At 74.0% G+C, this 21,075-nt stretch carries 20 protein-coding genes and 1 pseudogene; 8 read left to right on the top strand and 13 right to left on the bottom strand.

Annotation, left to right across the window (positions count from 1 at the left end; translation table 11 throughout):
- Positions 1–25 precede the first annotated feature (25 nt).
- From ACQEVM_RS00920 to ACQEVM_RS00900, 5 genes are all read right to left on the bottom strand, one after another.
- Complete coding sequence (locus ACQEVM_RS00920; protein ID WP_433073499.1) at positions 26–727, bottom strand: hypothetical protein; 702 nt, start codon at positions 725–727, stop codon at positions 26–28.
- Positions 728–953: 226 nt separating this feature from the next.
- On the bottom strand, positions 954–2,015 hold the full coding sequence (locus ACQEVM_RS00915; RefSeq protein WP_433073496.1) for a PucR family transcriptional regulator: 1,062 nt from the start codon (positions 2,013–2,015) through the stop codon (positions 954–956).
- A gap of 149 nt (positions 2,016–2,164) precedes the next feature.
- On the bottom strand, positions 2,165–2,410 hold the full coding sequence (locus tag ACQEVM_RS00910) for a hypothetical protein (RefSeq protein WP_433073493.1): 246 nt from the start codon (positions 2,408–2,410) through the stop codon (positions 2,165–2,167).
- A gap of 21 nt (positions 2,411–2,431) precedes the next feature.
- Positions 2,432–3,178, bottom strand: coding sequence for a CbtA family protein (locus ACQEVM_RS00905; RefSeq protein ID WP_433073490.1), 747 nt, complete (start codon positions 3,176–3,178; stop codon positions 2,432–2,434).
- Between the two features lie 31 nt (positions 3,179–3,209).
- On the bottom strand, positions 3,210–3,425 hold the full coding sequence (locus ACQEVM_RS00900; protein ID WP_053675696.1) for a CbtB domain-containing protein: 216 nt from the start codon (positions 3,423–3,425) through the stop codon (positions 3,210–3,212).
- Between the two features lie 240 nt (positions 3,426–3,665).
- Here ACQEVM_RS00900 and ACQEVM_RS00895 point away from each other — a divergent pair, with 240 nt between their 5' ends.
- Positions 3,666–4,145, top strand: coding sequence for a histidine phosphatase family protein (locus ACQEVM_RS00895; protein WP_433073487.1), 480 nt, complete (start codon positions 3,666–3,668; stop codon positions 4,143–4,145).
- A gap of 62 nt (positions 4,146–4,207) precedes the next feature.
- Here the strand turns inward: ACQEVM_RS00895 and pucL are convergent, their stop codons facing one another.
- Together pucL and ACQEVM_RS00885 are read right to left on the bottom strand one after the other, a co-directional pair.
- Entirely contained in the window at positions 4,208–5,125 is a 918-nt protein-coding gene (pucL, locus tag ACQEVM_RS00890; RefSeq protein WP_433073484.1) for a factor-independent urate hydroxylase, read from the bottom strand.
- Positions 5,126–5,409: 284 nt separating this feature from the next.
- A complete protein-coding gene (locus tag ACQEVM_RS00885) occupies positions 5,410–6,759 on the bottom strand; it encodes an aspartate aminotransferase family protein (RefSeq protein WP_433073481.1) in 1,350 nt (449 codons plus the stop codon).
- Between the two features lie 386 nt (positions 6,760–7,145).
- On the opposite strand from ACQEVM_RS00885, the gene ACQEVM_RS00880 reads away from it, so the two are divergent.
- Positions 7,146–7,721, top strand: coding sequence for an ATP-binding protein (locus ACQEVM_RS00880; protein WP_433073478.1), 576 nt, complete (start codon positions 7,146–7,148; stop codon positions 7,719–7,721).
- Here the strand turns inward: ACQEVM_RS00880 and ACQEVM_RS00875 are convergent.
- The 3 genes and pseudogenes from ACQEVM_RS00875 to ACQEVM_RS00865 form a co-directional block, all read right to left on the bottom strand.
- Positions 7,714–8,484: pseudogene (locus tag ACQEVM_RS00875) on the bottom strand (SigB/SigF/SigG family RNA polymerase sigma factor); the annotation flags it as partial. The gene ACQEVM_RS00880 and the pseudogene ACQEVM_RS00875 sit on opposite strands and share 8 nt — an antisense overlap.
- 111 nt (positions 8,485–8,595) lie before the next feature.
- Positions 8,596–9,516, bottom strand: coding sequence for a PaaX family transcriptional regulator C-terminal domain-containing protein (locus ACQEVM_RS00870; RefSeq protein ID WP_433073475.1), 921 nt, complete (start codon positions 9,514–9,516; stop codon positions 8,596–8,598).
- Complete coding sequence (locus ACQEVM_RS00865; protein ID WP_351914523.1) at positions 9,513–10,106, bottom strand: GNAT family N-acetyltransferase; 594 nt, start codon at positions 10,104–10,106, stop codon at positions 9,513–9,515. The genes ACQEVM_RS00870 and ACQEVM_RS00865 overlap by 4 nt, the downstream gene beginning before the upstream one ends.
- A 110-nt stretch (positions 10,107–10,216) precedes the next feature.
- On the opposite strand from ACQEVM_RS00865, the gene ACQEVM_RS00860 reads away from it, so the two are divergent.
- Entirely contained in the window at positions 10,217–11,239 is a 1,023-nt protein-coding gene (locus ACQEVM_RS00860; protein WP_433073471.1) for an alpha/beta hydrolase family protein, read from the top strand.
- Between the two features lie 144 nt (positions 11,240–11,383).
- Here ACQEVM_RS00860 and ACQEVM_RS00855 read toward each other — a convergent pair whose 3' ends face one another.
- The 3 genes from ACQEVM_RS00855 to ACQEVM_RS00845 form a co-directional block, all read right to left on the bottom strand.
- Positions 11,384–12,823, bottom strand: coding sequence for a DHA2 family efflux MFS transporter permease subunit (locus tag ACQEVM_RS00855; RefSeq protein ID WP_433073468.1), 1,440 nt, complete (start codon positions 12,821–12,823; stop codon positions 11,384–11,386).
- Between the two features lie 103 nt (positions 12,824–12,926).
- A complete protein-coding gene (locus ACQEVM_RS00850) occupies positions 12,927–13,505 on the bottom strand; it encodes an NADPH-dependent FMN reductase (protein WP_433073465.1) in 579 nt (192 codons plus the stop codon).
- Positions 13,506–13,645: 140 nt separating this feature from the next.
- Complete coding sequence (locus tag ACQEVM_RS00845; RefSeq protein ID WP_433073462.1) at positions 13,646–16,324, bottom strand: helix-turn-helix transcriptional regulator; 2,679 nt, start codon at positions 16,322–16,324, stop codon at positions 13,646–13,648.
- Positions 16,325–16,430: 106 nt separating this feature from the next.
- Between ACQEVM_RS00845 and ACQEVM_RS00840 the strand changes: the two genes are divergently transcribed.
- The 5 genes from ACQEVM_RS00840 (at position 16,431) to eccD (ending at position 21,019) form a co-directional block, all read left to right on the top strand.
- Positions 16,431–17,033, top strand: coding sequence for a DsbA family protein (locus ACQEVM_RS00840; RefSeq protein ID WP_433073459.1), 603 nt, complete (start codon positions 16,431–16,433; stop codon positions 17,031–17,033).
- Between the two features lie 154 nt (positions 17,034–17,187).
- A complete protein-coding gene (locus tag ACQEVM_RS00835) occupies positions 17,188–18,018 on the top strand; it encodes a PP2C family protein-serine/threonine phosphatase (protein WP_433073456.1) in 831 nt (276 codons plus the stop codon).
- A 49-nt stretch (positions 18,019–18,067) separates the two neighbouring features.
- Complete coding sequence (locus ACQEVM_RS00830) at positions 18,068–19,012, top strand: MASE1 domain-containing protein (RefSeq protein WP_433073453.1); 945 nt, start codon at positions 18,068–18,070, stop codon at positions 19,010–19,012.
- Between the two features lie 98 nt (positions 19,013–19,110).
- Positions 19,111–19,614 (top strand): hypothetical protein, encoded by a 504-nt coding sequence (locus ACQEVM_RS00825; protein ID WP_433073450.1) that lies wholly within the window; start codon positions 19,111–19,113, stop codon positions 19,612–19,614.
- Positions 19,615–19,663: 49 nt separating this feature from the next.
- Positions 19,664–21,019, top strand: a complete 1,356-nt coding sequence (eccD, locus tag ACQEVM_RS00820; protein ID WP_433073447.1) for a type VII secretion integral membrane protein EccD — start codon at positions 19,664–19,666, stop codon at positions 21,017–21,019.
- Positions 21,020–21,075: the final 56 nt, after the last annotated feature.

Below are 21,075 nucleotides of genomic sequence, written 5' to 3'. Positions count from 1 at the left end.
TGACACCGGGCCCGATGCCGGGGCGTCAGCGGGTGCGGTGGCGGCCCGTCAGCCGGGCCACGACGGCCGTCTCCCCGCTGATCAGACGCAGTTGGGCGCGACGCCCGGCCCGCTCGCCCGTCCGCCGCTCCGACGACCCGCCCGTCCGCTCGCCGGCCTCCCGCTCCGACCGCTCACCGGCGTGCTCGCCGGGCCGGCCCGACGGGCCGGGGACGCGGGCCGGCGAGACCCGGTCCACCGTGAACACGGCCGTACGGTGGTCCGCGCGGGCGATCTCGATGGTCAGGCCCCGGCGCAGCTCGCCCAGGCGCAGCCCGTTCCCCGTGACCACGGCGGTGCCGGCCGCTCCCGGGGCGGGACCGTCGGCGTCCCAGCGGATCGCGTCGCCGTCCTCGGGGTCGGCGGTCAGCGGAACGTCCAGTCCCAGCGCGGGGATCACCAGCCGCACGGGCGGCGCGGCCCGCATCGGCGCGGCGGGGCCGGGCAGGCCGCCCCGCGCGGACCGGGCCCCCTTGCCGGGGGTGTGCGGGCCGGAGTGCTCGCCGGAATGCTCAAGTTCGCGGACGAGCCGGCGATGGCCGGACAGGCCCAGGGCCCGGGAGGGGAGCGAGTCGGCGACCGTGCCGGCGGGGGCGGGCGGCGCGCCGTCGCTGCTCCTCAACATCCCTACGCCGGTACACAGCAGAGTGACCGTCACCGCTGCGACGATCCACTGGGCGCGGGGCATGGGCAGTTCCCTCCTGGTCCGGCTCGGACGGCCGGGTCCTGTGAGCAGTGGACCTCTCTCGGCCCGCCCGCACATCGGGAGTCATCCCACGCTGACGGCACGTCACCCACACGTCACCCGGGTGCGCGTGCGTCTTCCCAGCTCGCGGCCGGTGTGCCGGTCGTGCTTCGGCCCGTGCGGGGTCCGCGCCCGAAAGGGTGAGGGAGGAGTGCGGCGCCGTGACGACTCAGAGCGGATTCGTCGGCCAGTCCAGCAGCCGCGCCCCGATCACCGCCGTCTGGAGCGTGTACCGCTGCGCGGGGTCCCCCGGATTCGTCCCGGTCAGCCGGTGGATCCGCTCCAGTCGGTAGGTCAGTGCCCGCACGCTCAGGTTCAGCCGGCGGGCCGCCTCCGCCGACACGCAGCCCGAGTCGAAGTAGGCGCTCAGGGTGTCCAGCAGCGGTCGAGCGCCGCCCCGGCCACCCCGCAGCGGCCCCAGCACGCTCATCACGAGATCGGCCATGGCGGCCCGGTCACGGGCGAGGACGGGGAAGACCAGCAGGTCGGCGGAGCGCAGTACGGGGCCCTCGAATCCCAGCCGGTCCGCCAGGTCGAGCGCGCTCAGGGCCTCTTCGTACGAGGTCACGACCCCGCCCGCGCCCTGGTGCGGGCGGCCGATCGCGACGAGGCCGCGTTCGGCCCCGGCGGCGTACGCCTGCTTCGCGAAGTAGGCCGGCACCTCGTCGTGGTCGCCCGGTGCCACGCAGATCAGTTGGCCGTCCTTGGTGGCGAGGAGGAAGGTCCGGTTGCCGAACCGGGTCGTCATCGCGAGTTCGACCTTCCGGATCGCCGAGCCGGCGTCCGCGTACGACTCGGGGCCGCGGGCCACCGCCACCGCGTGCGCGTGCGCCAGGTGCAGGCCGAAGCGGGCCGCGCGTTCGCTCAGCCGGCCGAGGTCGCTGCGGCCGAGCAGAAGGTCGTCGATGAACTCCCGGCGGGCTGCCTCCTCCTGCCGCACGGCCATCCGCTGGGCCCGCTCGTGGCCTTCGGCGAAGGCGTCCACGGCCTGCTCCACCGCCGCCATGACGTGGTCGGGGGTGTGCTGTCCGCCGAGTACCGTCCGGGTCGCGGCGAGGTGGGCGCCGACGAGGGTGCGCAGTCCGTACCCGGCCTCGGCGGCCTTCTCCCCGAGCGCGCGGCGGGCGTCGAGTTCGTCTCGGCCGGGCCGTCGGCCGGTCGCGGCCACGTTCCCGAGGATCCGGACGTAACCCTCCAGGTATTCCTCGGGTATGTCCCGTCCTGTCGCCACACCGGCCCCCGTACTCGTTCGAAACGCCCATTCTCCCCGGTCGCGGCGCACCGCCCGATCCGGGCCGGTCGTCCGGGGAGCACCGGGGCCCGTCGAGGGGCGTTTCGCGCGGGGAAGGCGCCCGGGCCGCCCACGGGGTCACGCGCGTGTCAGACGACGACCAGGGCGACGGACGTCGCGCCCATGAAGGCGGCGCAGAGGTGGACGGCGGGATGGCCGTAGTCGCCGTACCAGAGCTGGCGGACGAGGCCGCCGAGGGCGGCCAGGGCCGTGATGACACCGATCTGGGCGAACAGGGTGACGGCGGTGAAGGGGGCCAGGATCAGCAGGAAGGAGTTCAGCCAGAACGGGGCGGCGCCCGTCCAACCCCGCCACTCCCTGATCGCCGTCGGCATGTGCGACCGGCCCCCTCATCGTCAACTCGTCGGCACAGCCTCCTGGGCCGGGGTCGCGGGGACAAGGGCGCGTTCGGCTAGATATCCGAAGGCGAGGCCGAAAGTCGCCCACGTGACGGCTTGCAGGGCCAGGGTGGCGAGCCGGAACTGCCAGACCAGCGCGGCCGGGAAGCCGTCCGGTACCTCGTTGATGCCGGGCAGCAGCGCGTAGGACAGGCCGATCGCCACGAGGAACGCGAACGCGGCGACGACCGACGCGTTCCAGTTGCCGAGCTTCGGTGCGAGGCGCCGCCCCAGGATCAGGGCACCCACCGCCAGCAGCACGCTCAACGCGATCATCAGCACGAAGAGGGTGGTCCGCTGGGTGACGGTCTCGGGGTCGCCGACGGCCGGCGGGTTGGAGGGGTACTTGACGAACGGCACCAGATTGACGGTGAGGAAGAGGCCGCCCGAGACCAGCAGGGCCGTGGCGCGCGGGCCGAAACGACCGATGCGGCCCAGGGCGTAGCAGAAGACGAGCGCCGCGATGCCGCCGATCGCGACGCCGTACAGGAGAGTGCCGGTGCCGAGGCCGGCCGTGGCCTGAAGGGCCCGGCTGACGGGGGCGCCCTCGTCGCCGTGCTCGTGGGCGCCCGCCTCCTCGATGGCGATGGCGGCGTCCACCTTGGACTCGCCGAGGAGGTAGGCCACGAGGAAGGCGGCCACGCCGGCGAGCAGGCCGGCGAGCATGCCCCGCACGAGCAGGACTCTGGGGGAGATGGGGTTCATGTTCGGGTTCCCTTGCTGAGCGGTGCGGGGATCAGTGGCAGGGGAAGCCGAGCAGGTGACGACCGTCGTGCATCCACTCGTGGATGGTGTCGCCCTCGAAGATCGCGGTGGCGCCCTGTTCGGCGCCGACGAGGTACAGCAGGACCAGCATGAGGACGCCCGCGAAGACGGCCCAAGGGGCCAGTGCGGAGAGGGAAATCGGGGCGACGGCGGCGGGAGCCGTCGTGGGCACGGCGGACTGAGCCATGGCAGAACCTCCAGGGGGGAACACGCGTCCCGGTCAGTGGTGCTCTTGACGAAGGTGGCGGGTCTGACTTCCCTCCCCGAACCGCGGGAGGATTCACAGTGGCGCGACCGTGCCGGATTCTCACCGGTGCTTCCGTCATACCGTCGTCATGTCGTCCGAGACCGTACCGCGCGCCTGGCTCGAACACCACGGCGTGTGGCCGCCGTCTCACGCCCCGGTCGAGCGCTTTACGCTCCCCACATGGCCCCTGTGCGTTCCGAACCCCCGCGATCCGTCGTCCGCGTCCACCTGGTCACGCCGCCGTCGAGCCCCGAGGGCCGCCCCGGGAGGTTCGGCCGGGGGGAACCCGTCCCGGGCCACGAGGGCCTGCGCGGCCTCGCCGTCGGGACCTGGGCGGGACGGTCGCTGGAAGAGGTCGCGGCCGAGGACCCGGCGGCCGTGGGGGCGTGGTTGACCGACCCCGGGTACACGCCTCCCGGCGGAGAGTCGGTGGCCGCGCTGATCTCCCGGGTCGGCGCGCACCTGGCCGCACTGGAACCCGGAACGCACCGGGTGGTGGTCGAGCAGGCCGTCGTACGGGCGGCGGTGGTGCACGCCCTGGAACTGCCGCCGCCGGTGTTCTGGCGACTCGACGCGCGACCCGACACCGTCACCACCCTCACCGGGCGCTCCGGCCGCTGGAACCTGCTCCTGGGCCGCCCCGACCCGGACGCCGGTTGAGGAACGCGAACGGCCCGGACCCCGCGACGCGGTCCGGGCCGAACCCGCGGCGTGCTCGCGCGTTACGCCACGATCCAGTCGCTGGTGGCGATGACGGGCCGCACGCCGTCACGGTGGATGGTGCCCTCGATCAAGCCGTACATCCGGTCCGCCGCGAAGTAGACCTCGTTGTCGTTCTTGAGGCCGAAGGGCTCCAGGTCGACCAGGAAGTGGTGCTTGTTGGGCAGGTTCAGCCGGACCTCGTTGACCTTGGGGCAGTTGTCCAGCACCCGCTCGGCCATCTGGTTCAGGGTCTGCTGGAGGGAGTACGAGTAGGTCTCGGCGAAGGCCTCCAGCAGGTGCTTGCGCACCTTCTTGTACGACTGGTCCCAGTCGTACGCGCGGTCCTCGGCGGCCAGTGCCGAGTGCGCCCACCGCGCGGTCACCTTGGTCGCCAGGATGCGGTCGTACGCCTCCTGGAGGGTCGTGTACTTGTCCTTGATGTAGCCGTGGAACTCGGAGTTCGTCGAGTTCATCACCGTCAGGTCCTTCAGGCCGGAGATGACCTGGAGGCCCGTCGTCTCGCTGAACGTGACCTGCGCGGTGCGCACTTCCTGGCCCTTGAGGACGAAGGAGTGCTGCTCCTTGCGGGTGGGGACCGGGATCCGCTCCCACCCGAACTCCTCGATGCGGATCTGCGCCTCGCGGATCGGCACCTGGGAGGAGACGAAGTGCCTGGCGAGCAGGATGCCGAAGGCCTCGGGAGAGTCGATGCCGTGTTCCTTGGCGAAGGCGTACACGGTGTTCTTGGTGGTGTCGGTCGGCAGGCAGTTGGCGTTGTCACCGGTCAGGTGGACGTCGCGGAACTCGCCGCGCAGGGCCACGGAGACGTTGAGGTCGCGGATCTCGTGCCAGGAACCGTCGTTGCCCTTGCGGGTGACCTTGACGATGCGGTTCTCGGCCTTGCCGTACTGGTTCTGCGCCAGGACGTGCTTGCTCATGGTGTCTTCCTTCGGGTTCTCGGGAACACGGAGTCCGGTGGTCCGGATCCCGTACGCCCGGCGTCCAGCGCCCGCCCGAAGTTCAAGACGTGCCGCTCCCCGCCGTTCGGCCCCGCAGGACCGCCCCGGGACTGACGTGCATCCCGGTCCGTAGGTGCTGGGTACTGCTGTGTGCTGCGCTACGGATTGCAACATGTGCGCGGGGGGATCTCCCCCGCACGGATCATCCGAACACCAGCACCCACGGATTGGGCGACCCCACAGTCCGGGGAGGAAGTCCCAGGTCAGGCCATGTGCGCGTCGGCGACCGCGAGGGCCTCGTCGAGGATCGCCAGGCCCTTGGTCACGTCCTCGGCGGAGATGTTGCAGGCCGGGGCGACGTGGATGCGGTTGCCGGCGATCAGCGGCCACAGCCCGCCCTTCTTGCAGGCGGCCCCGAACGCGGCCATCGGCGCGTTGTCGGCGCCCGAGGCGTTGTAGGGGACCAGCGGCTCCCGCGTCGAGGCGTCCCGGACGAGTTCCAACGCCCAGAAGGTGCCCATGCCCCGGACCTCGCCGACGGAGGGGTGCCGCTCGGCGAGGGCGCGCAGGCCGGGGCCCAGCAGGTCCGCGCCGGTGCGGGCGGACTGCCCGACGGTGTCCTCCTCCTCCATCACGTTGATCGTCGCGACGGCGGCGGCGCAGGCGAGCACGTGCCCGGAGTACGTGAGTCCGCCCGGGTAGGGCCGGCGGGCGAAGGTCTCCGCGATGGCGGCGGAGATGGCGACCCCGCCGAGCGGGACGTATCCGCTGGTCACGCCCTTGGCGAAGCAGAGCAGGTCGGGGCGCACGTCCCAGTGGTCGGCGGCGAACCACGCGCCGGTGCGACCGAAGCCGACCATGATCTCGTCCAGGATGAAGACGATGCCGTACCGGTCGCAGAGGGCGCGCACGCCCGCCAGGTAGCCGGCCGGGGGCACGAGCACGCCGGGGGCGCCGCCGACGGTCTCCAGGATGATCGCGGCGATGGACTGCGGGCCCTCGAAGACGATGGTGTCCTCCAGGTGCCGCAGGGCGCGGGCGGACTCCTCGGCCTCGGTGGTCGCGTGGAAGGGCGAGCGGTAGAGGAACGGGCCCCAGAAGTGCACGACGCCCGCGGTCGCGGTGTCGTTGCCGAAGCGGCGGGCGTCACCGGTCAGGTTGATCGCGGTGGAGGTGGCCCCGTGGTACGAGCGGTACGCGGACAGCACCTTGGGCCGTCCGGTGTGCAGCCGGGCCATGCGTACGGCGTTCTCCACGGCCTCCGCGCCCGCGTTCGTGAAGAAGATCTTGTCGAGGTCGCCGGGGGTGCGCTCGGCGATCAGTCGGGCGGCCTCGGAGCGGACGTCCACGGCGAAGCCGGGGGCGACGGTGCACAGCTTGGCGGCCTGCTCCGCGATGGCGGCGGCGACCCGCGGGTGTTGGTAGCCGATGTTCGTGTAGACGAGCGCGCTGGAGAAGTCGAGGAACCGGTTGCCCTGGTAGTCCCAGAAGTACGAGCCCTCGGCCCCCGCGACGGCGAGCGGGTCGATGAGTTCCTGAGCCGACCAGGAATGGAAGACGTGCTTCCGGTCGGCGTCTTTCACGGCGGCGAGGGCGTCGGCTTCTGCGTTCATGAGCCGAGGGTAGTTGTCCGGGATGTGGACCCCGGGGCGCCTCCCGCGCGGCGCGTCAGGCCCACCGGTCGCCAACGGACCCGGTCGACGGACCTGACGGATCGCTCGCGTCCGCCTCGACGGGGGATCGGGCGCCGGTCTAGCGTCGCCCGGCGGGTTGCCCGGGTGGCCGGTTCGGAGGCGTTTCTCCACGGGGGTGGGAAACACGCCGCGGGAGGGCCTTCGAGGAGGCCCTCGGCGCGGTGTTCCGACGGCTTCGGGTGAGACGGTTCGTGACGAGCCCCCTTCGCGGCGCGAGGGGGGCCTCGTGCGTGGCGGGCCGCCGCGGCGGCCGATTCCGGAAGATGATGCGGTGAGGGTGTGCAACCGGCACGCGGTCACGGCGGGTGGTTTCGAGGTCCGGGCGGACGGGACGTCGGGATTGGCCGATCCGGGCGGGGGTAGGTGCGCCGCGCAGGGGCGGTGCGGAGACGGGAGGCCCTGTGGCCGAGCAGACTCGGAGGCTGGTCCTGGGCGGTGCCACGACGGGGGTCGTCACGCGCTGCCGGGACTTCACCCGACAGGCACTGGCCGACTGGCAGTGGACGCGGGACCAGGACGCGGTGGACGACGTGCTCCTCCTGGTCTCCGAAGTCGTGACCAACGCCTGCCTGCACGCGGGCGGACCCCGCGAACTCGTCCTGCGACACGCCCCCGGACACCTGCGCGTCGAGGTCAGCGACGACAATCCCGAGCCTCCGCGGCGGCGGGTGTCGGGAGATCGCAGCCGGCCGGGAGGACACGGCCTCGTCGTCCTGGAGCGACTCGCACGGAGCTGGGGGGCGCAGCCGTCGGGCGGGACGGGGGCCGGCAAGACGGTCTGGCTGGAGGTGCCGGGTCCGGGGACCCCGGGGACCGCCGCGATGCCGACTCCCGACCAGGGCACCGGTCCGGCTCCGGGTCGGTCGACTCCGGGTCCGTGAGGAGTCCGGTGCGCAGCCGGGTCAGGGTCCGGTTCAGCAGCCGGGACACGTGCATCTGGGACAACCCGAGCCGTTCCCCGATCTCCGCCTGGGTCAGCTCCTCCCCGAAGCGCAGCTCCAGCAGGCTCCGCTCGCGGGCGGGCAGCCCGGCCAGCATCGGCACCAGCGACTCCATGCACTCGATCAGGTCGTACGCGGGCTCCTCCGCTCCGAGCGAGGGCCGCGCCGTGTACGGGTCGCGTTCGCCCTCCTCCTGCGGTTGCGGCGGGGCGTCCAGCGAGCGTGCCGAGTAGGCACTCGCCGCCTTCCGGCCCTCCGCGAGTTCCTCGGGCGTGACGTGCAGCCGCTCGGACAGTTCGGCGTCGGTGGGCTCGCGGCCGAGGCCCTGTTCCAGGGCGTCGTGGGCCTTCGCGGTGTCGATCCGCAGTTCCTGGAGCCTGCGGGGGACCTTGACGGCCCAACTGGTGTCACGGAAGAAGCGCTTGATCTCCCCGGTGATGGTGGGCATCGCGAACGAGGTGAACTCGACGCCGCGGGCCGGGTCGAAGCGGTTGATGGCCTTGATGAGACCGATGGTGCCGACCTGGACGATGTCCTCCATGGGCTCGCTGCGGTTGCGGAACCGGCGGGCGGCGTACCGCACGAGGCTGAGGTTGAGCTCGACGAGCGTGTTGCGCGTGCGGGAGTACTCCTCGGTTCCCTCTTCCAAGGCGGCGAGTTCGCGGAACAGGGCCACCGAGAGGGATCGGGCCTCGTGGGTCGAGACATCGGTGAGATCGGTGTGTTCCATCGCTCTGCGCTCCTCCGGCGGCCGGCCCCGGGGGCGGGGCCGGCGTCGCGCGGTCTAGAGGGATATACCCCCTCACATCATGACCTACCCGGGCGTATCGCGCGGGTCGTCCGGCTCCGAGCCCAGAGCCTGCGCGTACAGCCGGAACAGGCGGGGCCCCGGGGAGGGAGCGGTGGCGTGGAGCCGGTCCCAGGCGCGGGCGGCGGCCGTACGGGCCGCCGCACCCGGCCAGGGGCGGGGCAGCAGCTCGGGCGGCAGCAGCGGGTCCGGGAGCATCGCCTCGGAGAAGGCCGCGGCCAGCTCCACCGCGCGCGCCAACGGGTGGGCGGGCCCGGAGCCGGACGGGTCCCGCTCCGACGGCTCTCCCCGGGACTGCCCCGGCTCGGACTGCTCAGGTTCGGACGGCCCCGGTTCGGGACGGGACGCCAGCTCGCGCAGCGCCTCGTACCGCTCCGCGATCTCCGTCAGCGGCCACAGTCGGGCGGCCAGGGCCCGCGGGTCGTCCGTGCCGCCCACCTCCAGGTCCCGGGTGCCCAGGCATGTCAGTGCGGACCCCACCCCCAGTTCGGCGGCCCGGGCGCGGACGTACGGTCCGATCGGGTTCGGGGTCACGTACAGGCCCCCTTGCAGGGGCGCCGCCCCCAGGCCCGTCAGGGTGTCCCGCAGGGCGTCCCGGGCGGCCCGCGCGGATTCGGGCACGGCGAAGGCGAACACGTGCCACACCCCGTCCCAGGGCTCCAGGCCGCGGTCCTGCCGGTAGGCGTGCCGGACGTACCCCGCCTCGGGCACCGTCGGCAGTCCGCCGCCCGGCCCCACCGCGCGCAGCACGGCCCGTCGCCCCCGCCCCTCGACCTCGAAGCGGCCCTCGGCCACCAGCCGCTTCACGCACAGGCGGACCTGCTGGTCCGTCATGCCGAGCGCGCCGGCGACCTCGTACAGTTCGCCGCCCTCCACCGTGCCGTCCTCGCGGACCAGCGCGTGCACCACCAACCGCGTGGGGATCATCGGGCCGTCACCGCCTTGTGCATCGTCGTGACGGCCCCGAAGCCCAGTACGTCCCGCAGCCACGGCGTCCGTCGCACCTTCACGGCCCGGAAGCCGCGCCGCTCGTACAGGGCCCGCGCCCGCGGGTTCTCCTCGACCACGTCCAGCCGGATCCGCCGGCAGCCCTGCTCCGCGGCCACCTCCTCGATGCCGTCCAGCAGCAGGGCGCCGATGCCCTCGCCCCGGCGGGCGGGGTCGACGGCGATGCCGTCCATGACCAGCTCGCCGCGGGCCGGGGTGCGTTCCAGCAGCGCCAGCAGGAACACCCGGTACAGGCCCCTGACCTGCCCGTACCCGGCCCTGATGGCCGCCGCGTCGCCGCCGACGAGGCCGCGGCCGGCGAGCTGGTACCCGGCGACGCCCAGCACCCGCCCGTCGTCGGCGACGACGGTGAGGGCCCGGTCCGCGTGCAGGTGGTCCGCGATGAACCGGCGCCCCGGCCCGGCGGGGCCGAGGGCGGCGCCCAGTTTGTGGCCGAAGGCCTCCCAGTACAGCTCGGCCACCCGTTCCTCGGCGCCCTCGGGCAGTCCGCGCAGCAATGTCGTCGTCATACGAACAAGCATAATACGTTCACAGTAAGTACGATCGTTCCAAAGTCGATAGTTTCATCGGTCCCGCGTTCCTGCTCCGATCGACGCGGACCTCACACGGGGGTACCTGCATGTCCCGCACGCGACGCACCACACGACGCACCCTCCGCGATCTCCTCCTCCTCGTCCTCGCCGGCGCGCTCCTCCTCACCGGGGTCGTCGTCTGGCAGAACGACTACGACCTCCGCGAACAACGGGTCACCGTCCCCGCCGCGGGACACGAGCTGTCCGGGGTGCTCGCCACCCCCACGACCGGCCAGGGGCCCTTCCCCCTGGTCGTGTTCGTGCACGGCGACGGCGAGGTCGACGCCACGCACGACGGCTTCTACCGGCCCTACTGGGAGGCCTTCGCGCGCGCCGGCTACGCCTCCCTCTCCCTCGACAAGCCCACCGACTGGCTCGACCAGACCATGGACGACCGGGCCCGCGAGAGCCTCGACGCCCTCGCCTGGGCCGGCCGGCGGCCCGAGATCGACCGGTCCCGGATCGGGCTCTGGGGCGCCAGCCAGGCCGGCTGGGTCCTGCCCAAGGTGGCCGCACGGGCCCCGGCACCCGGCGTCCGCTTCGTGATGGCCGTCGGCACCGCCGTGAACTGGGAGCGCCAGGGGGAGTACAACCTGCGCGCGGAACTGCGCGACGAGGGGGCCGGCCCGGAGCGCGTCGCGGACGCCCTGCGCCGCAGGGAGACGGTCGGCGCGCTGCTGCGGCGCGGCGCGACCTACGAGGAGTACCGCGCGAGCTTCGACGCGGATCCGCAACTGTCCGACGAGCGCTGGACGTTCATCGGGCGCAACCACACGGCCGACGCGACCGCCGACCTGCGGGCGATGCCACACGTGCCCGTGCTGCTGATCTCGGGCGCCGACGACCTCAACGTCGACGGCGCCGAGACCGAGACCGTGTACCGGGAGTCGCTCGCCCCGGGCACCCTCACGGTCCGCCGCTACCCGGGGGCCACCCACTCCCTTGTCCGCACCGCCGTCGAACGGTCCTCGTGGCGGCTGCCGTTGACGGCGCTGTTCGCCCCGAGGCGGCTCTTCCCCCCGCGGCTCCTCGACGACCAGCGGGCCTTCCTCGCGGCGCAGACGCCCTGACGTGAGGCCGACCGCCTTCGAACCGGGCTCCGAACCGGTCCTCGAACCGGGCGGCCCGCGCGGTCGAGAACCCCGCGTCCGGGGCCCGCCGGTCGATCCGGCGCGCCCCGGACACGGGGCCCGTTTCCGGTGACCGACGTGCGGTCACTCGTGGGCGCGGGGTTGCAGGAGCGCCGGTACCAGGGCGGCGGCCAGCGCGACGACCACCCACAGGTAGGTGTCCTGGAAGGCGCCGGCGAGCGCGGGGGCCGACGTGCCGCGGGCGACGGCCAGTCCGCCGCCGCCGGCCGCGGCCGTGGTCAGCAGGACCGAGAACAGCGCCATGCCGATCGACCCGGAGATCTGCGAGTTGATGTTGATCAGGGTGCTCGCGGCCGGCACCCGGTCGGGGCCGAACCCGCGGGTCGCGCCGGTGACGGTCGGCATCATCGTCATCCCGACCCCCGCGCCGGCCACCGTCAGCGCGGCCATGAGCCGCCAGTACGGGACCCCGGCGTCGCCGATCTGGGCGGTGAAGGCCGCGTAGCCGAGCACCGCCAGCGACACCCCGACCGGCACGATCCGCCCCGCCGGCACCCGATCGGTGAGTCGGCTCGCGATCTGCAGGGCGATTCCGGTCGCCAGCACCTGCGGAATGCCCAACAGCCCCGACACCGTGGCGCTTTCGCCGCGTACGAGCTGGTAGTACATGGGCACCAGCATCAGCGCCCCGAAGTAGGCCCCCGCGAACAGCGCCATCGTGCCCACCCCGGCGGAGAAGGCCCGTACCCGCAGGAGCCGCAGGTCCAGCAGCGGCGAACGGGCCGTGAGCGCCCGTACGACGAAGGCCGCCACCAGCACCGCGCCGACGACGGTGGGCACGAGCGCGGCGGGCGAGGCGAAGTCACCGTGCTCGCCGCCCGTGGCCAGGCCGTAGATCAGCGCGGCGAGGCCCGGGGAGAGCGTCAACAGACCGACCACGTCGAGCGGGCGGGACGCGCGGGCGGTGTCCCGGGGCAGGATCCGCGCGGCCAGGGCCACCGCGAGGAGCCCGACCGGAACGTTGACGAAGAAGATCCACCGCCAGGAGGCCTCGTCCACGAGCCACCCGCCGAGCACCGGTCCGACCAGCGGCCCCACCAGCACGGGAAGGCCGAGGAGGCCCATCATCCGGCCCTTGCGTTCGGGTGGGGCGGCGTTCAGCACGATGGCCATCCCGAGCGGCATCACCATGCCGCCGCCGAGGCCCTGCAGGACCCGGAACGCGATCAGGGTCTCGATGTCCCAGGCGAGCCCGGCGAGGGCCGAACCGGCCGTGAACAGGACGATGGAGGTGACGTAGAGCCGCTTCGTGCCGAAGCGGGCCGCCGCCCAGGCGGTGAGCGGGATGACGGTGGCGAGCGCGAGGGTGTAGGCGGTCGCCGTCCACTGCACGGTGGCGAGCGGGGACGCGAAGTGGCGCGAGAGACCCCCCAGGGCCACGCCGAGGATGGTGGTGTCGAGCACCGTCATGAACGACCCGAGAACCACCACCATGACGATGGCGAGCGGGGAGGGGACGGGAGTCACGGACCGCCGGAGGGCGGCCGGTTCGGTGGTGGTCATCGGTGGTTCCTTCCGTTCCGCCGGTGATCCGCGGCCGGCGGGCGCCGTCGCAGGCGGTGACGCCCGACGAGCCGATCGACCGTCGGGCCCGGTTTCCCCGGGGTCAGTTGCCGTACGGGCGGGCCGCGCGGCCCTCGCGCAGGGTCTGCCCCCACCAGGCGAGCTGGTCGAGCAGGACCTTGGCCGCGCCGGCGGCGCCCGCCGGGTCGTCGGCCCGACCGTCCTCGCCGAAGTGGTCCCAGGCCGAGTGGAAGCTGACGACGTCGCGGACGGTCACGCAGTGCAGTTCGGCGAAGATCTGCCGCAGGTGCTCGACGGCGCGCAGCCCGCCGGCCTGACCGCCGTACGACACGAAGCCCACGGGCTTGGCCCGCCACTCGGAGTGGTGCAGGTCGATGAAGTGCTTCAGGTGGGCGGGGTAGCTGTGGTTGTACTCGGGGGTGAGGACGACGTAGGCGTCGGCCGCCTCGACCCGGGCCCGCAGCGCGGTCAGCCCGGGCGTGGGCTCGGTGCCCCAGTCGGGATGGACGTCGGGCAGCTCCAGCGCGGCGACGTCGATGACGTCCAGGTCGAAGTCGGCGTGCCGGCGGGCGATCGGGGCGAACCAGTCCGCGACGGTGGGGCCGAAGCGGCCTTCGCGGGTGGAGCCGACGACGAGGGCGAGACGCAGGTTGTTTTCCATGCCCCGAACCTACGAGCGGGCGGGGCGGCGGGTCCTCTGTCGAGTGACCGGGTTCCGACGACCGGGATCGTGACGGGGTCCGGTCCCGCGCCGGCGGAGACGGGCTCCCGCGCACCGGACCCGCTTCCCGCCGGGCCTTTTCAGGCCGCCGGGTCCAGCCGGGTCAGCTCCATCCGCGAGGTCACGCCCAACTTCGGGTACGCGTTGTACAAGTGGTACCCGACCGTTCGTGGACTGAGGAACAACTGCGCCCCGATGTCCCGGTTGGTCAGACCGGTCGCCGCGAGCCGCACCACCTGCAACTCCTGGGGCGTCAGACGATCCAGGTCGGACCCGGCGGCGGGCTGCTCCGACCGGCCCTCGCCCGCCGCGCGCAGCTCGCCGGCGGCACGCCGCTCCCAGGGGGCAGCGCCCAGCCGCGCGAAGGCCTCCCGGGCCGCCCGCAGCGGCCCCCGGGAGTCGACCGGGCGCCGCTCCCGGCGCAGCCACTCCCCGTACAGCAGAGCCGTCCGGGCCTCCTCGAAGCGGTCCGTGTCCCCTTCGCCGTGCAGGGCCAGGGCACTCAGGAACAACTCCTCGGCGTCCTCGGCCAACAGGGCCTCGCACCGTACCTCCACCGCACGGATCGCGGGCCGGTCCAGCTGCCGGGACAGGTCCCGCAGCCGCTCCCACGCCGCAACGGCCGCGCGCGGCCGACCCGCCCGCAGGGCCGCCTCCACCTCGTCGCCGTCCCGGCCGCAACACGTGCACGCAGCGCCGGCGGGCGCCGCGGCGGCCCGGTCCGCGGCCGCCTCGTGCCGGCCGAGCCCCAGATCGAGCAGGATGCCCGCCGACGCCAACCGGTGCCGCACGTCGGGCAGATCGACGGTCCCGGCGATGCCCGCCAGCTCCCGGTACCAGGTCTCGTCGCCCCGCGCCGCAGCCAGGCCGGCGAGTGTTCCCGCGAGCTGCGCGGCCGTCCGGGCCTGCCCCGTGTCGGCGGCGATCCGCAGCCCCTCCGTACCGCCGGCCAGTGCGTCCCGGTGCAGCCCGAGCCGCAGTTGGGCCTGGCACACCTCCAGCAGGGCGCGCGGCAGCACCCCGATCGCGCCCTGCGCCCGGCACTCCCGCTCGACGGCGGAGGCCCGCTCGAAGGCCGCCCGGTGATCGCCCAGGAACCCCGGCCAGCACGCGGAACGCAACGCCTCCCGCAGGTCCCCGATCCGCCCCGGGGGAGGGGCCGAGGAGTCGCGCAGGAACCGCAGCGCGTCCGTCCGCTCCCGCGCGTCCGGCGACGACAGCCGGGCCAGCGCCCGGATCTCCGCCAGGTTCGGCACGCCGGCCAGCGTCGCCGACTCGGTCGCCCGCGCCACGCCCTCCGGGTCCCCGCCGACCCACGCGCTGCCCACGGCGAGGAACAGCATCCGACCCGCGACCCGCGGATCCTCGGCGGCCACCGCCGGCGCCGCCTCCACCAGCAGGGTGTGCGCCCGCGCCAGGTCGCCCCGCTCGTCGGCGATCTCCGCGACGATCGACGCGAGCCGGGCGTTCGCCGCCGCACCGCCCGGTGCGACGCGGGCGGTCGCCGCGAGTGCGCACGCCCGGTCCAACTGGCCCGCGTGCAGGGCGGCCTGGGCCGCCGCGCCGAGCCGGCGCCCGCGCTCGGCGGGATCCGGGCTCAGCTCCGCGGCCCGCTCGTACACCCCGGCCAGCGCGGCGTGCCCGCCCCGGGCGCGGACCTGTTCGCCGCCGCGCTCCAGGGCCGCGGCGACGTCCTCGTCGGGGGCCGTCGCCGCCGCGGCCAGGTGCCAGGCCGCCCGGTGGCCCTCGCCGGCCTCCGCCAGGGCGCGGTGCGCGGCGAGCCGGCGGGCCGCGGGGACGGCCCGGTACGCCGCCGACCGGATCAGCGGGTGGCGGAAGACCAGCCGGGTTCCGTCGAGCCGCACCAGGCCGTGCTGTTCGGCGGGCTCCAGGTCGGCGATTCCCGCGCCCAGGTTGCCGGCGGCCTCGAAGACCGTCCCGGAGTCGTGCTCGTCGGCCGCGGCCGCCACCAGCAGCAGCGTTCCGGTCGGCTCGGGCAGCGCGGCGATGCGGGTGGCGAAGCTCTGCTCGATCCGGCCCCGCGGCCCCTCGTACGGGGATCCGTGGCCCTCGCGCCGCGCCGTGGTCAGCTCCAGCAGTGCGAGCGGGTTGCCCTCGGCCTCGCGCAGGACGTCCTGCCGCTCGTGGTGCCCGAGGTCGGCGGCGTACAGGGCCAACAGGTCGGCGGCGGTGGACCCGTCGAGGCGCCGCAGCCGCAGCTCGTCGAGCCCGGCGGGCCGGAACTCGGGCGTGTGCGGGTCCCGCGCGCAGAACACGAGGGCGATCCGTTCGGCGTGCAGCCTCCGGGCGGCGAACACCAGGGCCTCGGTGGACGCCTGGTCCAGCCACTGGGCATCGTCCACGAGGCAGAACAGTGGTTCCTCCTCGGCCAGTTCGGCCAGCAGCGTCAGTACCGCCAGCCCGACCAGGAACCGGTCGCCGCCGCCCGGAGCGGCCTCCCCGGTGCCCAGGGCCGTCCGCAGCGCGGCGGCCTGTGCGCCCGGCAGCGCGTCCACCCGGTCGAGCACGGACCGCAGCAGCAGGTGCAGTCCCGCGTACGGCAGGGCGCTCTCGAACTCGATGCCCGTCCCGCGCAACACCCGTACCTCGTCGCCCGCCTCGGCGAGCACGCCGTCCAGCAGCGCCGTCTTCCCGATGCCGGCCTCGCCCCGCACCACGAGCACTCCGCTGTGGCCGTCGCGCGCCCCGGCCAGCAGCCCTTCGATCGCGGCCCGTTCCGCACTCCGGCCCAGCAGCATCGGACGTCCCCCTCGGATCCCCGTCACCCGACAGATGCCCGGGCCGTCCCGGTGCTCCTACCGTCGAGCCGTCAGCTCGACCACCCACCGTACGCGGAGGCCCCCGATGAAGATCGAATTCACCCTCGACATCCCCTGCGTCTGGTCGTACTTCGCCTTCGCCCGCCTCACCCGCGAGGCCGCCCGGGCACGCGCCGCCGGCGGCACCGTCGATCTGGTCTTCCGCCCCCACCAGTTGGCGCCCGAGGCCACCGTCGAAGGCGAACCGAAGGTGGAGGTGCTGCGGCGGGCGTTCGGCGCCGACGTCGGCCCGGCGATGGCCCGGATCACGGCACTGGCCGCCGCCGAGGGTCTGGAGCTCCACCACGAGGGAGCCGTCTTCTCCCACACCTTCGAGGCACACCGCCTGATCGCGGTCGCCGCCGCGCAGGGCCGGGCCGAGGCCGCCGTCGAGCGGCTCTTCCGGGCCCACCACACCGACGGCCTGAACATCGCCGATCCCGCCGTCCTGCGCCGCCTCGCCGCCGACGCGGGGGTCACCTGGAGCGACGAGGGAGCCGACGCCGTCCGGGCGGCACTGGCAGCGGTGCGCGCCGAGGCCCTGCCCGGCATCCCCCACCTGCGGTTCCCGGGCGGGGTCACCTTCACGGGCAACCCGTCGCGGGAGGCCCTGGCGGTCGCCCTCGCGCCGGCCGTCGCCGCCGCGTAGCGCCGCCCCCGCCCGCCGCGGGCGGCGCGGATACCCGCTCCCGGGCCCGGCGGCAACCGCACGGCGTCCCCGGGCGGGGATCGGGACGCGCAAATACGATGGGCGTACCGCTCGGTCGTCCCACGTCGTCCCACGGAGAGAGGTCCAGACGCCCATGGCCCCGCGTCGTGCCCCTCGGCAGGCGAGCGCCGACGACCTCCTGGCCACCCTGGGACGGCTCACCGCCCAGGCCCGGGAAGGCGCCGAGCTGCAGCGCGCCCGGGTCCAGCTGGCCGAGGCGCTGCAACGCGAGATGCTGCCGCCCTCGCTGCCCGACGCCCCCGGGCTGCGGACCGCCGCCCGGTACGCGCCCGCCCGACAGGGCCTGGACATCGGCGGCGACTGGTACGACGGCTTCCCGCTGACCGACGGCTCGCTCGGCTTCTCCATCGGCGACGTACAGGGCCACGACGTGGAGGCGGCGGCCTTCATGGGACAGATCCGCATCGCCCTGCGGGCCGTCGCCGCAGCCGCCGAGGACCCCGGCGACGTGCTCAGCCGGGCCAATGACCTGCTGATCTCCGTCAACCAGGAACTCTTCGCCACCTGCACCTTCCTCCGCTTCGACCCGAGCACCTGGGAGATCGACGGCGCCCGCGCCGGGCACGTCCCGGCGGTCTGGGCCACGGTCGACGGCGACTGCGGGACGGACGAGGACGAGGGCGGCCTCCCGCTGGGCGTCCTCGCCGGCTCCGAGTACCCCGTCACCCGACGGCGGCTGCACCGGCCGGGCGCCTACGTCCTGCTCACCGACGGGGTCGTCGAGGGTCCCTCGTTCCCCATCGAGACGGGCCTGGCGGAGGTGGTCCGGGTGGTGCGGGACGGGGCGGGCGCGGACCCCGAGGAGTTGGCCGCCGAGGTGATGAAAGTGGCCGACTCGACCGGCCACGCCGACGACGCGGCGGTCCTCGTCCTGCGCCACGACGCACCACCGGGGGCCGGGTAGCGCGTGTCAGGCGCCCCCGCGAGCCGCCGGCCGTTGTCTCATACATGGGGTGCACACCGAGCGATGGCAACGCCGAGGCTTCCCGTACCTGCTGCTGTCGATCCTCGCCGTCGCCCTCGCCTATTACCTGGGCGGACGCATCGGCCTGCTCCAGCGCGTGGTCCTCGCGGGGGCCCAGGTCACACCCCTGTGGCTGCCCACCGGGATCGCGGTCGCCGCGCTGCTGTGGCTGGGTCCCCGGATCTGGCCGGGGATCGCGCTGGGGACGTTCTGCGTCATGCAGACCCTGAGCCCGTTCGAGCCGGTCGGCCTCGCCATCGTCGCGGGGAACACCCTCGCGCCGCTGTGCGCGTACGCGATGCTCCGCCGGGTCGGCTTCCGGACCGAGATGGACCGGTTGCGGGACGGCCTGGCGCTGGTCTTCCTCGGCGGGCTGCTGCCGATGCTGATCAGTGCCACGATCGGCACCGGGGTGCTGGCCCTGAGCGGCCGCCTGCCGGCGAGCGGGTTCTGGCCGGTCTGGTGGTCCTGGTGGGCCGGAGACGCGATGGGCGTGTTGGTCGTGACCCCGCTGCTGCTGGTCCTGCCCCGGTTCCGACTGACCTCCGACCCCTACCGGCTCGCCGAGGGGGCGGCACTGGCGGTCACGGCGGTGGTGGCCACCCTGCTGGTCACCCGCAGCCCGCTCTCGCTGCTCTTCCTGGTCTTCCCGCTGCTGATCTGGGCCGCCGTGCGCTTCCAGCTGCCGGGTGCGGCGCCCTGCTCGCTGCTGATCTCCGTCCTGGCCATCGCGGCGGCCACCGAACGGGCGGGCCCCTTCGGGGACCACAGCCTCTTCGAGATCATGGCCAACCTGATGGCCCTCAACGGCTCGGCCGCCCTGACGGCCCTCCTCCTGTCGGCCCTGGTCACCGAGCAGCAGAACGTCCGCCGCAAGATCGAGCACGCCTGTGTGGAGCTGGCCGAACTGGTCGCCCGCCTGTCCCCGCCGTGACCCGGGCGATGCCCGCGCGGCGCCCCCGGGATGTACCCGAACCCGACGGATGTTCTATGTTGCACAGGCAAAACACCGGGGGAGGCGACGGACGACGCATGGCACGGGACTACGACAGCCAACTGCTGGAGTCGGTGGCGGTACGCCGTCGCCGGATGCGCGACGCGCTGCTGTTCGGGGCGGGCCGGGCGCGACGCACCGCCGACGAACGGCTCGGGAAGGTGTTCGCGGGGGTCGCCATCGCGGCCGTCCTGTGCGCGGGATGCGTCGGATGGTCCTTCATCCAGGCCACGCTGGCGAAGCAGAAGGCCGAACAGGAACAACAGAGGCAGCGACAGCAGGGCCTCGTGCAGCCGTACGCGCAGCCGTCGGTGACGCCGGCCCCCTCGAAGGAGGCTCCGGCCCCGTCGAGGGCGGCCTCCAAGGCCGTGTCCGGGCACGCCACCGGGCATGTCACCGCGCCCGCGTCCGGGTCGCGGTCCCCGAAGCCCTCGAAGTCCGTGACCCCGGCCGGGTCGGCGACCCCGTCGAAGACCCCCCGTCCCGCCAAGACCCACGCGTCGCCGTCGGCGACGAAGTCGCCCAAGCCGACCCATTCGTAGAAACCTTGACCCTGAAGGGCCGCAACGCCGCGATGATAGGTTCCCGCAAGTGGTGAGCACAGCAACGACTTCCCGAGCGCAACTGTCCCGCGTGACCCTGGTCGGCGAGCGACGCCGGGCCGACATGGTCCTTCCCTCGGACACCCCGATAGGGCAGCTGCTCCCGGACATCCTCCAGTTGCTCGACGATCGTGCCGCCTCGCGCCCCATGACACGCCAACTGGTGACGTCGGACGGTTCGGCGCTGCCGCAGGACAGCACCCTGGCCGGCGCCGGCATAGCCGACGGCGCGGTCCTGCGGCTGGTCAGGACCCACTCCGCGCCGCCCGCCCCCGTCGTCCACGACGTCGTCGACCTGGTGGCCGACGACCTCGACCTCCAGGCCTGGCGCTGGCGCCCCGCCGCCCGCAGGGGCAGCGCGGGAGTGGCGACCGTCGCCTTCGCGGTGACCGCCGCACTGCTCGCCCGCCGCGAGTTCGCACTCGACGCCCTGGCCGGCGCGCTGCTCGTGGTCAGCGTCCTCCTGCTCGCCGCCGGCGCCCTCGGCGCACGCGTCGGGAACGGAAACCGGGGCCTGGCCACGGCACTCCTGCTCGCCTCCGGAGGACTCGGCATCCTCACGGCGTGGACGGCCGCCGACGCCTACCAGTGGCCGGGCACCGCCCGACTGGCCGCCGTCGCCGCCGCGCTCGTCCTGACCCTCGTCATGCTCGGCTGGTTCTCCCCGCTCGGTCGCGGCGGATTCATGGGCGCGGCCGCCATCGCCACGATCACCGCCGTGTGGGAGGTGGTCGCCTCCGTCCAGGACGACGCGGCCCGACTCGGCGCGGTCATGGCCGTGTTCTCCGTCGTCGTGCTCGGCCTGCTGCCGCGCCTCGCGCTGATGGCCTCGGGGCTGACGGCGCTCGACGACCGGCGCTCCGGCGGAACCTCCGTGAGCCGGCACCAGGTGGGCAACGCGCTCGCCGCCACGCACCGGGGCCTGGCCCTCGCCACGATCGCGGCGGCCGTCTCCGCGGCGGCGGCCGGGTGGTTGCTGACGCTGGCCGGCGAACCGAGCGTGTGGACGGTGGTCCTGCCGTCGCTCGTCGCCGTGGTGCTCCTGTCGAGGGCGCGGGCCTTCCCGCTGGTCGCGGAGGTCGTGGCGCTGATCGCGGCGGCGGGGTTCCTCCTCGTACGCCTCGTGATGCTGTGGATCGGTCACGGCGGCGGCGCGGGAGCCCTCGCCGTGCTGTGCGCGGCCGCGTTGCTGCCGCTGCTCGGGCTCGCGATGCAGCCGCCGGACCACGTGCAGGTGCGGCTGCGGCGCACGGCCGACTTCGTCGAGTCCGTCGGGGTGGTGGGGTTGTTCCCGCTGGCCGTCGGGGTGTTCGGCATCTACGGGCAGTTGCTCGACAAGTTCTGAGGTCCACGCGCAGGTGCTCCGCGCGGGGCGGCAGGTCGGAAGAAGAGGGCAGGGGC

It is taken from the genome of Streptomyces sp. CA-243310, from assembly GCF_050936775.1.
In the GTDB taxonomy this organism is placed as follows: domain Bacteria; phylum Actinomycetota; class Actinomycetes; order Streptomycetales; family Streptomycetaceae; genus Streptomyces.
The sequence above is the reverse complement of the archived record's forward strand: the minus strand, read 5'-3'. Positions and strand labels throughout refer to the sequence as shown.

Excerpts from the sequence above, each read along its gene's own strand:
- pucL (WP_433073484.1), bottom strand. The coding sequence starts at position 5,125 with ATGAGCAAGCACGTCCTGGCGCAGAACCAGTACGGCAAGGCCGAGAAC.
- ACQEVM_RS00840 (WP_433073459.1), top strand. The coding sequence starts at position 16,431 with ATGAAGATCGAATTCACCCTCGACATCCCCTGCGTCTGGTCGTACTTC.
- ACQEVM_RS00870 (WP_433073475.1), bottom strand. The coding sequence starts at position 9,516 with ATGATCCCCACGCGGTTGGTGGTGCACGCGCTGGTCCGCGAGGACGGC.
- ACQEVM_RS00895 (WP_433073487.1), top strand. The coding sequence starts at position 3,666 with ATGGCCCCTGTGCGTTCCGAACCCCCGCGATCCGTCGTCCGCGTCCAC.
- ACQEVM_RS00910 (WP_433073493.1), bottom strand. The coding sequence starts at position 2,410 with ATGCCGACGGCGATCAGGGAGTGGCGGGGTTGGACGGGCGCCGCCCCG.
- ACQEVM_RS00905 (WP_433073490.1), bottom strand. The coding sequence starts at position 3,178 with ATGAACCCCATCTCCCCCAGAGTCCTGCTCGTGCGGGGCATGCTCGCC.
- ACQEVM_RS00900 (WP_053675696.1), bottom strand. The coding sequence starts at position 3,425 with ATGGCTCAGTCCGCCGTGCCCACGACGGCTCCCGCCGCCGTCGCCCCG.
- ACQEVM_RS00865 (WP_351914523.1), bottom strand. The coding sequence starts at position 10,106 with ATGACGACGACATTGCTGCGCGGACTGCCCGAGGGCGCCGAGGAACGG.
- ACQEVM_RS00825 (WP_433073450.1), top strand. The coding sequence starts at position 19,111 with ATGGCACGGGACTACGACAGCCAACTGCTGGAGTCGGTGGCGGTACGC.
- ACQEVM_RS00850 (WP_433073465.1), bottom strand. The coding sequence starts at position 13,505 with ATGGAAAACAACCTGCGTCTCGCCCTCGTCGTCGGCTCCACCCGCGAA.
- ACQEVM_RS00885 (WP_433073481.1), bottom strand. The coding sequence starts at position 6,759 with ATGAACGCAGAAGCCGACGCCCTCGCCGCCGTGAAAGACGCCGACCGG.
- ACQEVM_RS00860 (WP_433073471.1), top strand. The coding sequence starts at position 10,217 with ATGTCCCGCACGCGACGCACCACACGACGCACCCTCCGCGATCTCCTC.
- ACQEVM_RS00835 (WP_433073456.1), top strand. The coding sequence starts at position 17,188 with ATGGCCCCGCGTCGTGCCCCTCGGCAGGCGAGCGCCGACGACCTCCTG.
- ACQEVM_RS00845 (WP_433073462.1), bottom strand. The coding sequence starts at position 16,324 with ATGCTGCTGGGCCGGAGTGCGGAACGGGCCGCGATCGAAGGGCTGCTG.
- ACQEVM_RS00920 (WP_433073499.1), bottom strand. The coding sequence starts at position 727 with ATGCCCCGCGCCCAGTGGATCGTCGCAGCGGTGACGGTCACTCTGCTG.
- ACQEVM_RS00855 (WP_433073468.1), bottom strand. The coding sequence starts at position 12,823 with ATGACCACCACCGAACCGGCCGCCCTCCGGCGGTCCGTGACTCCCGTC.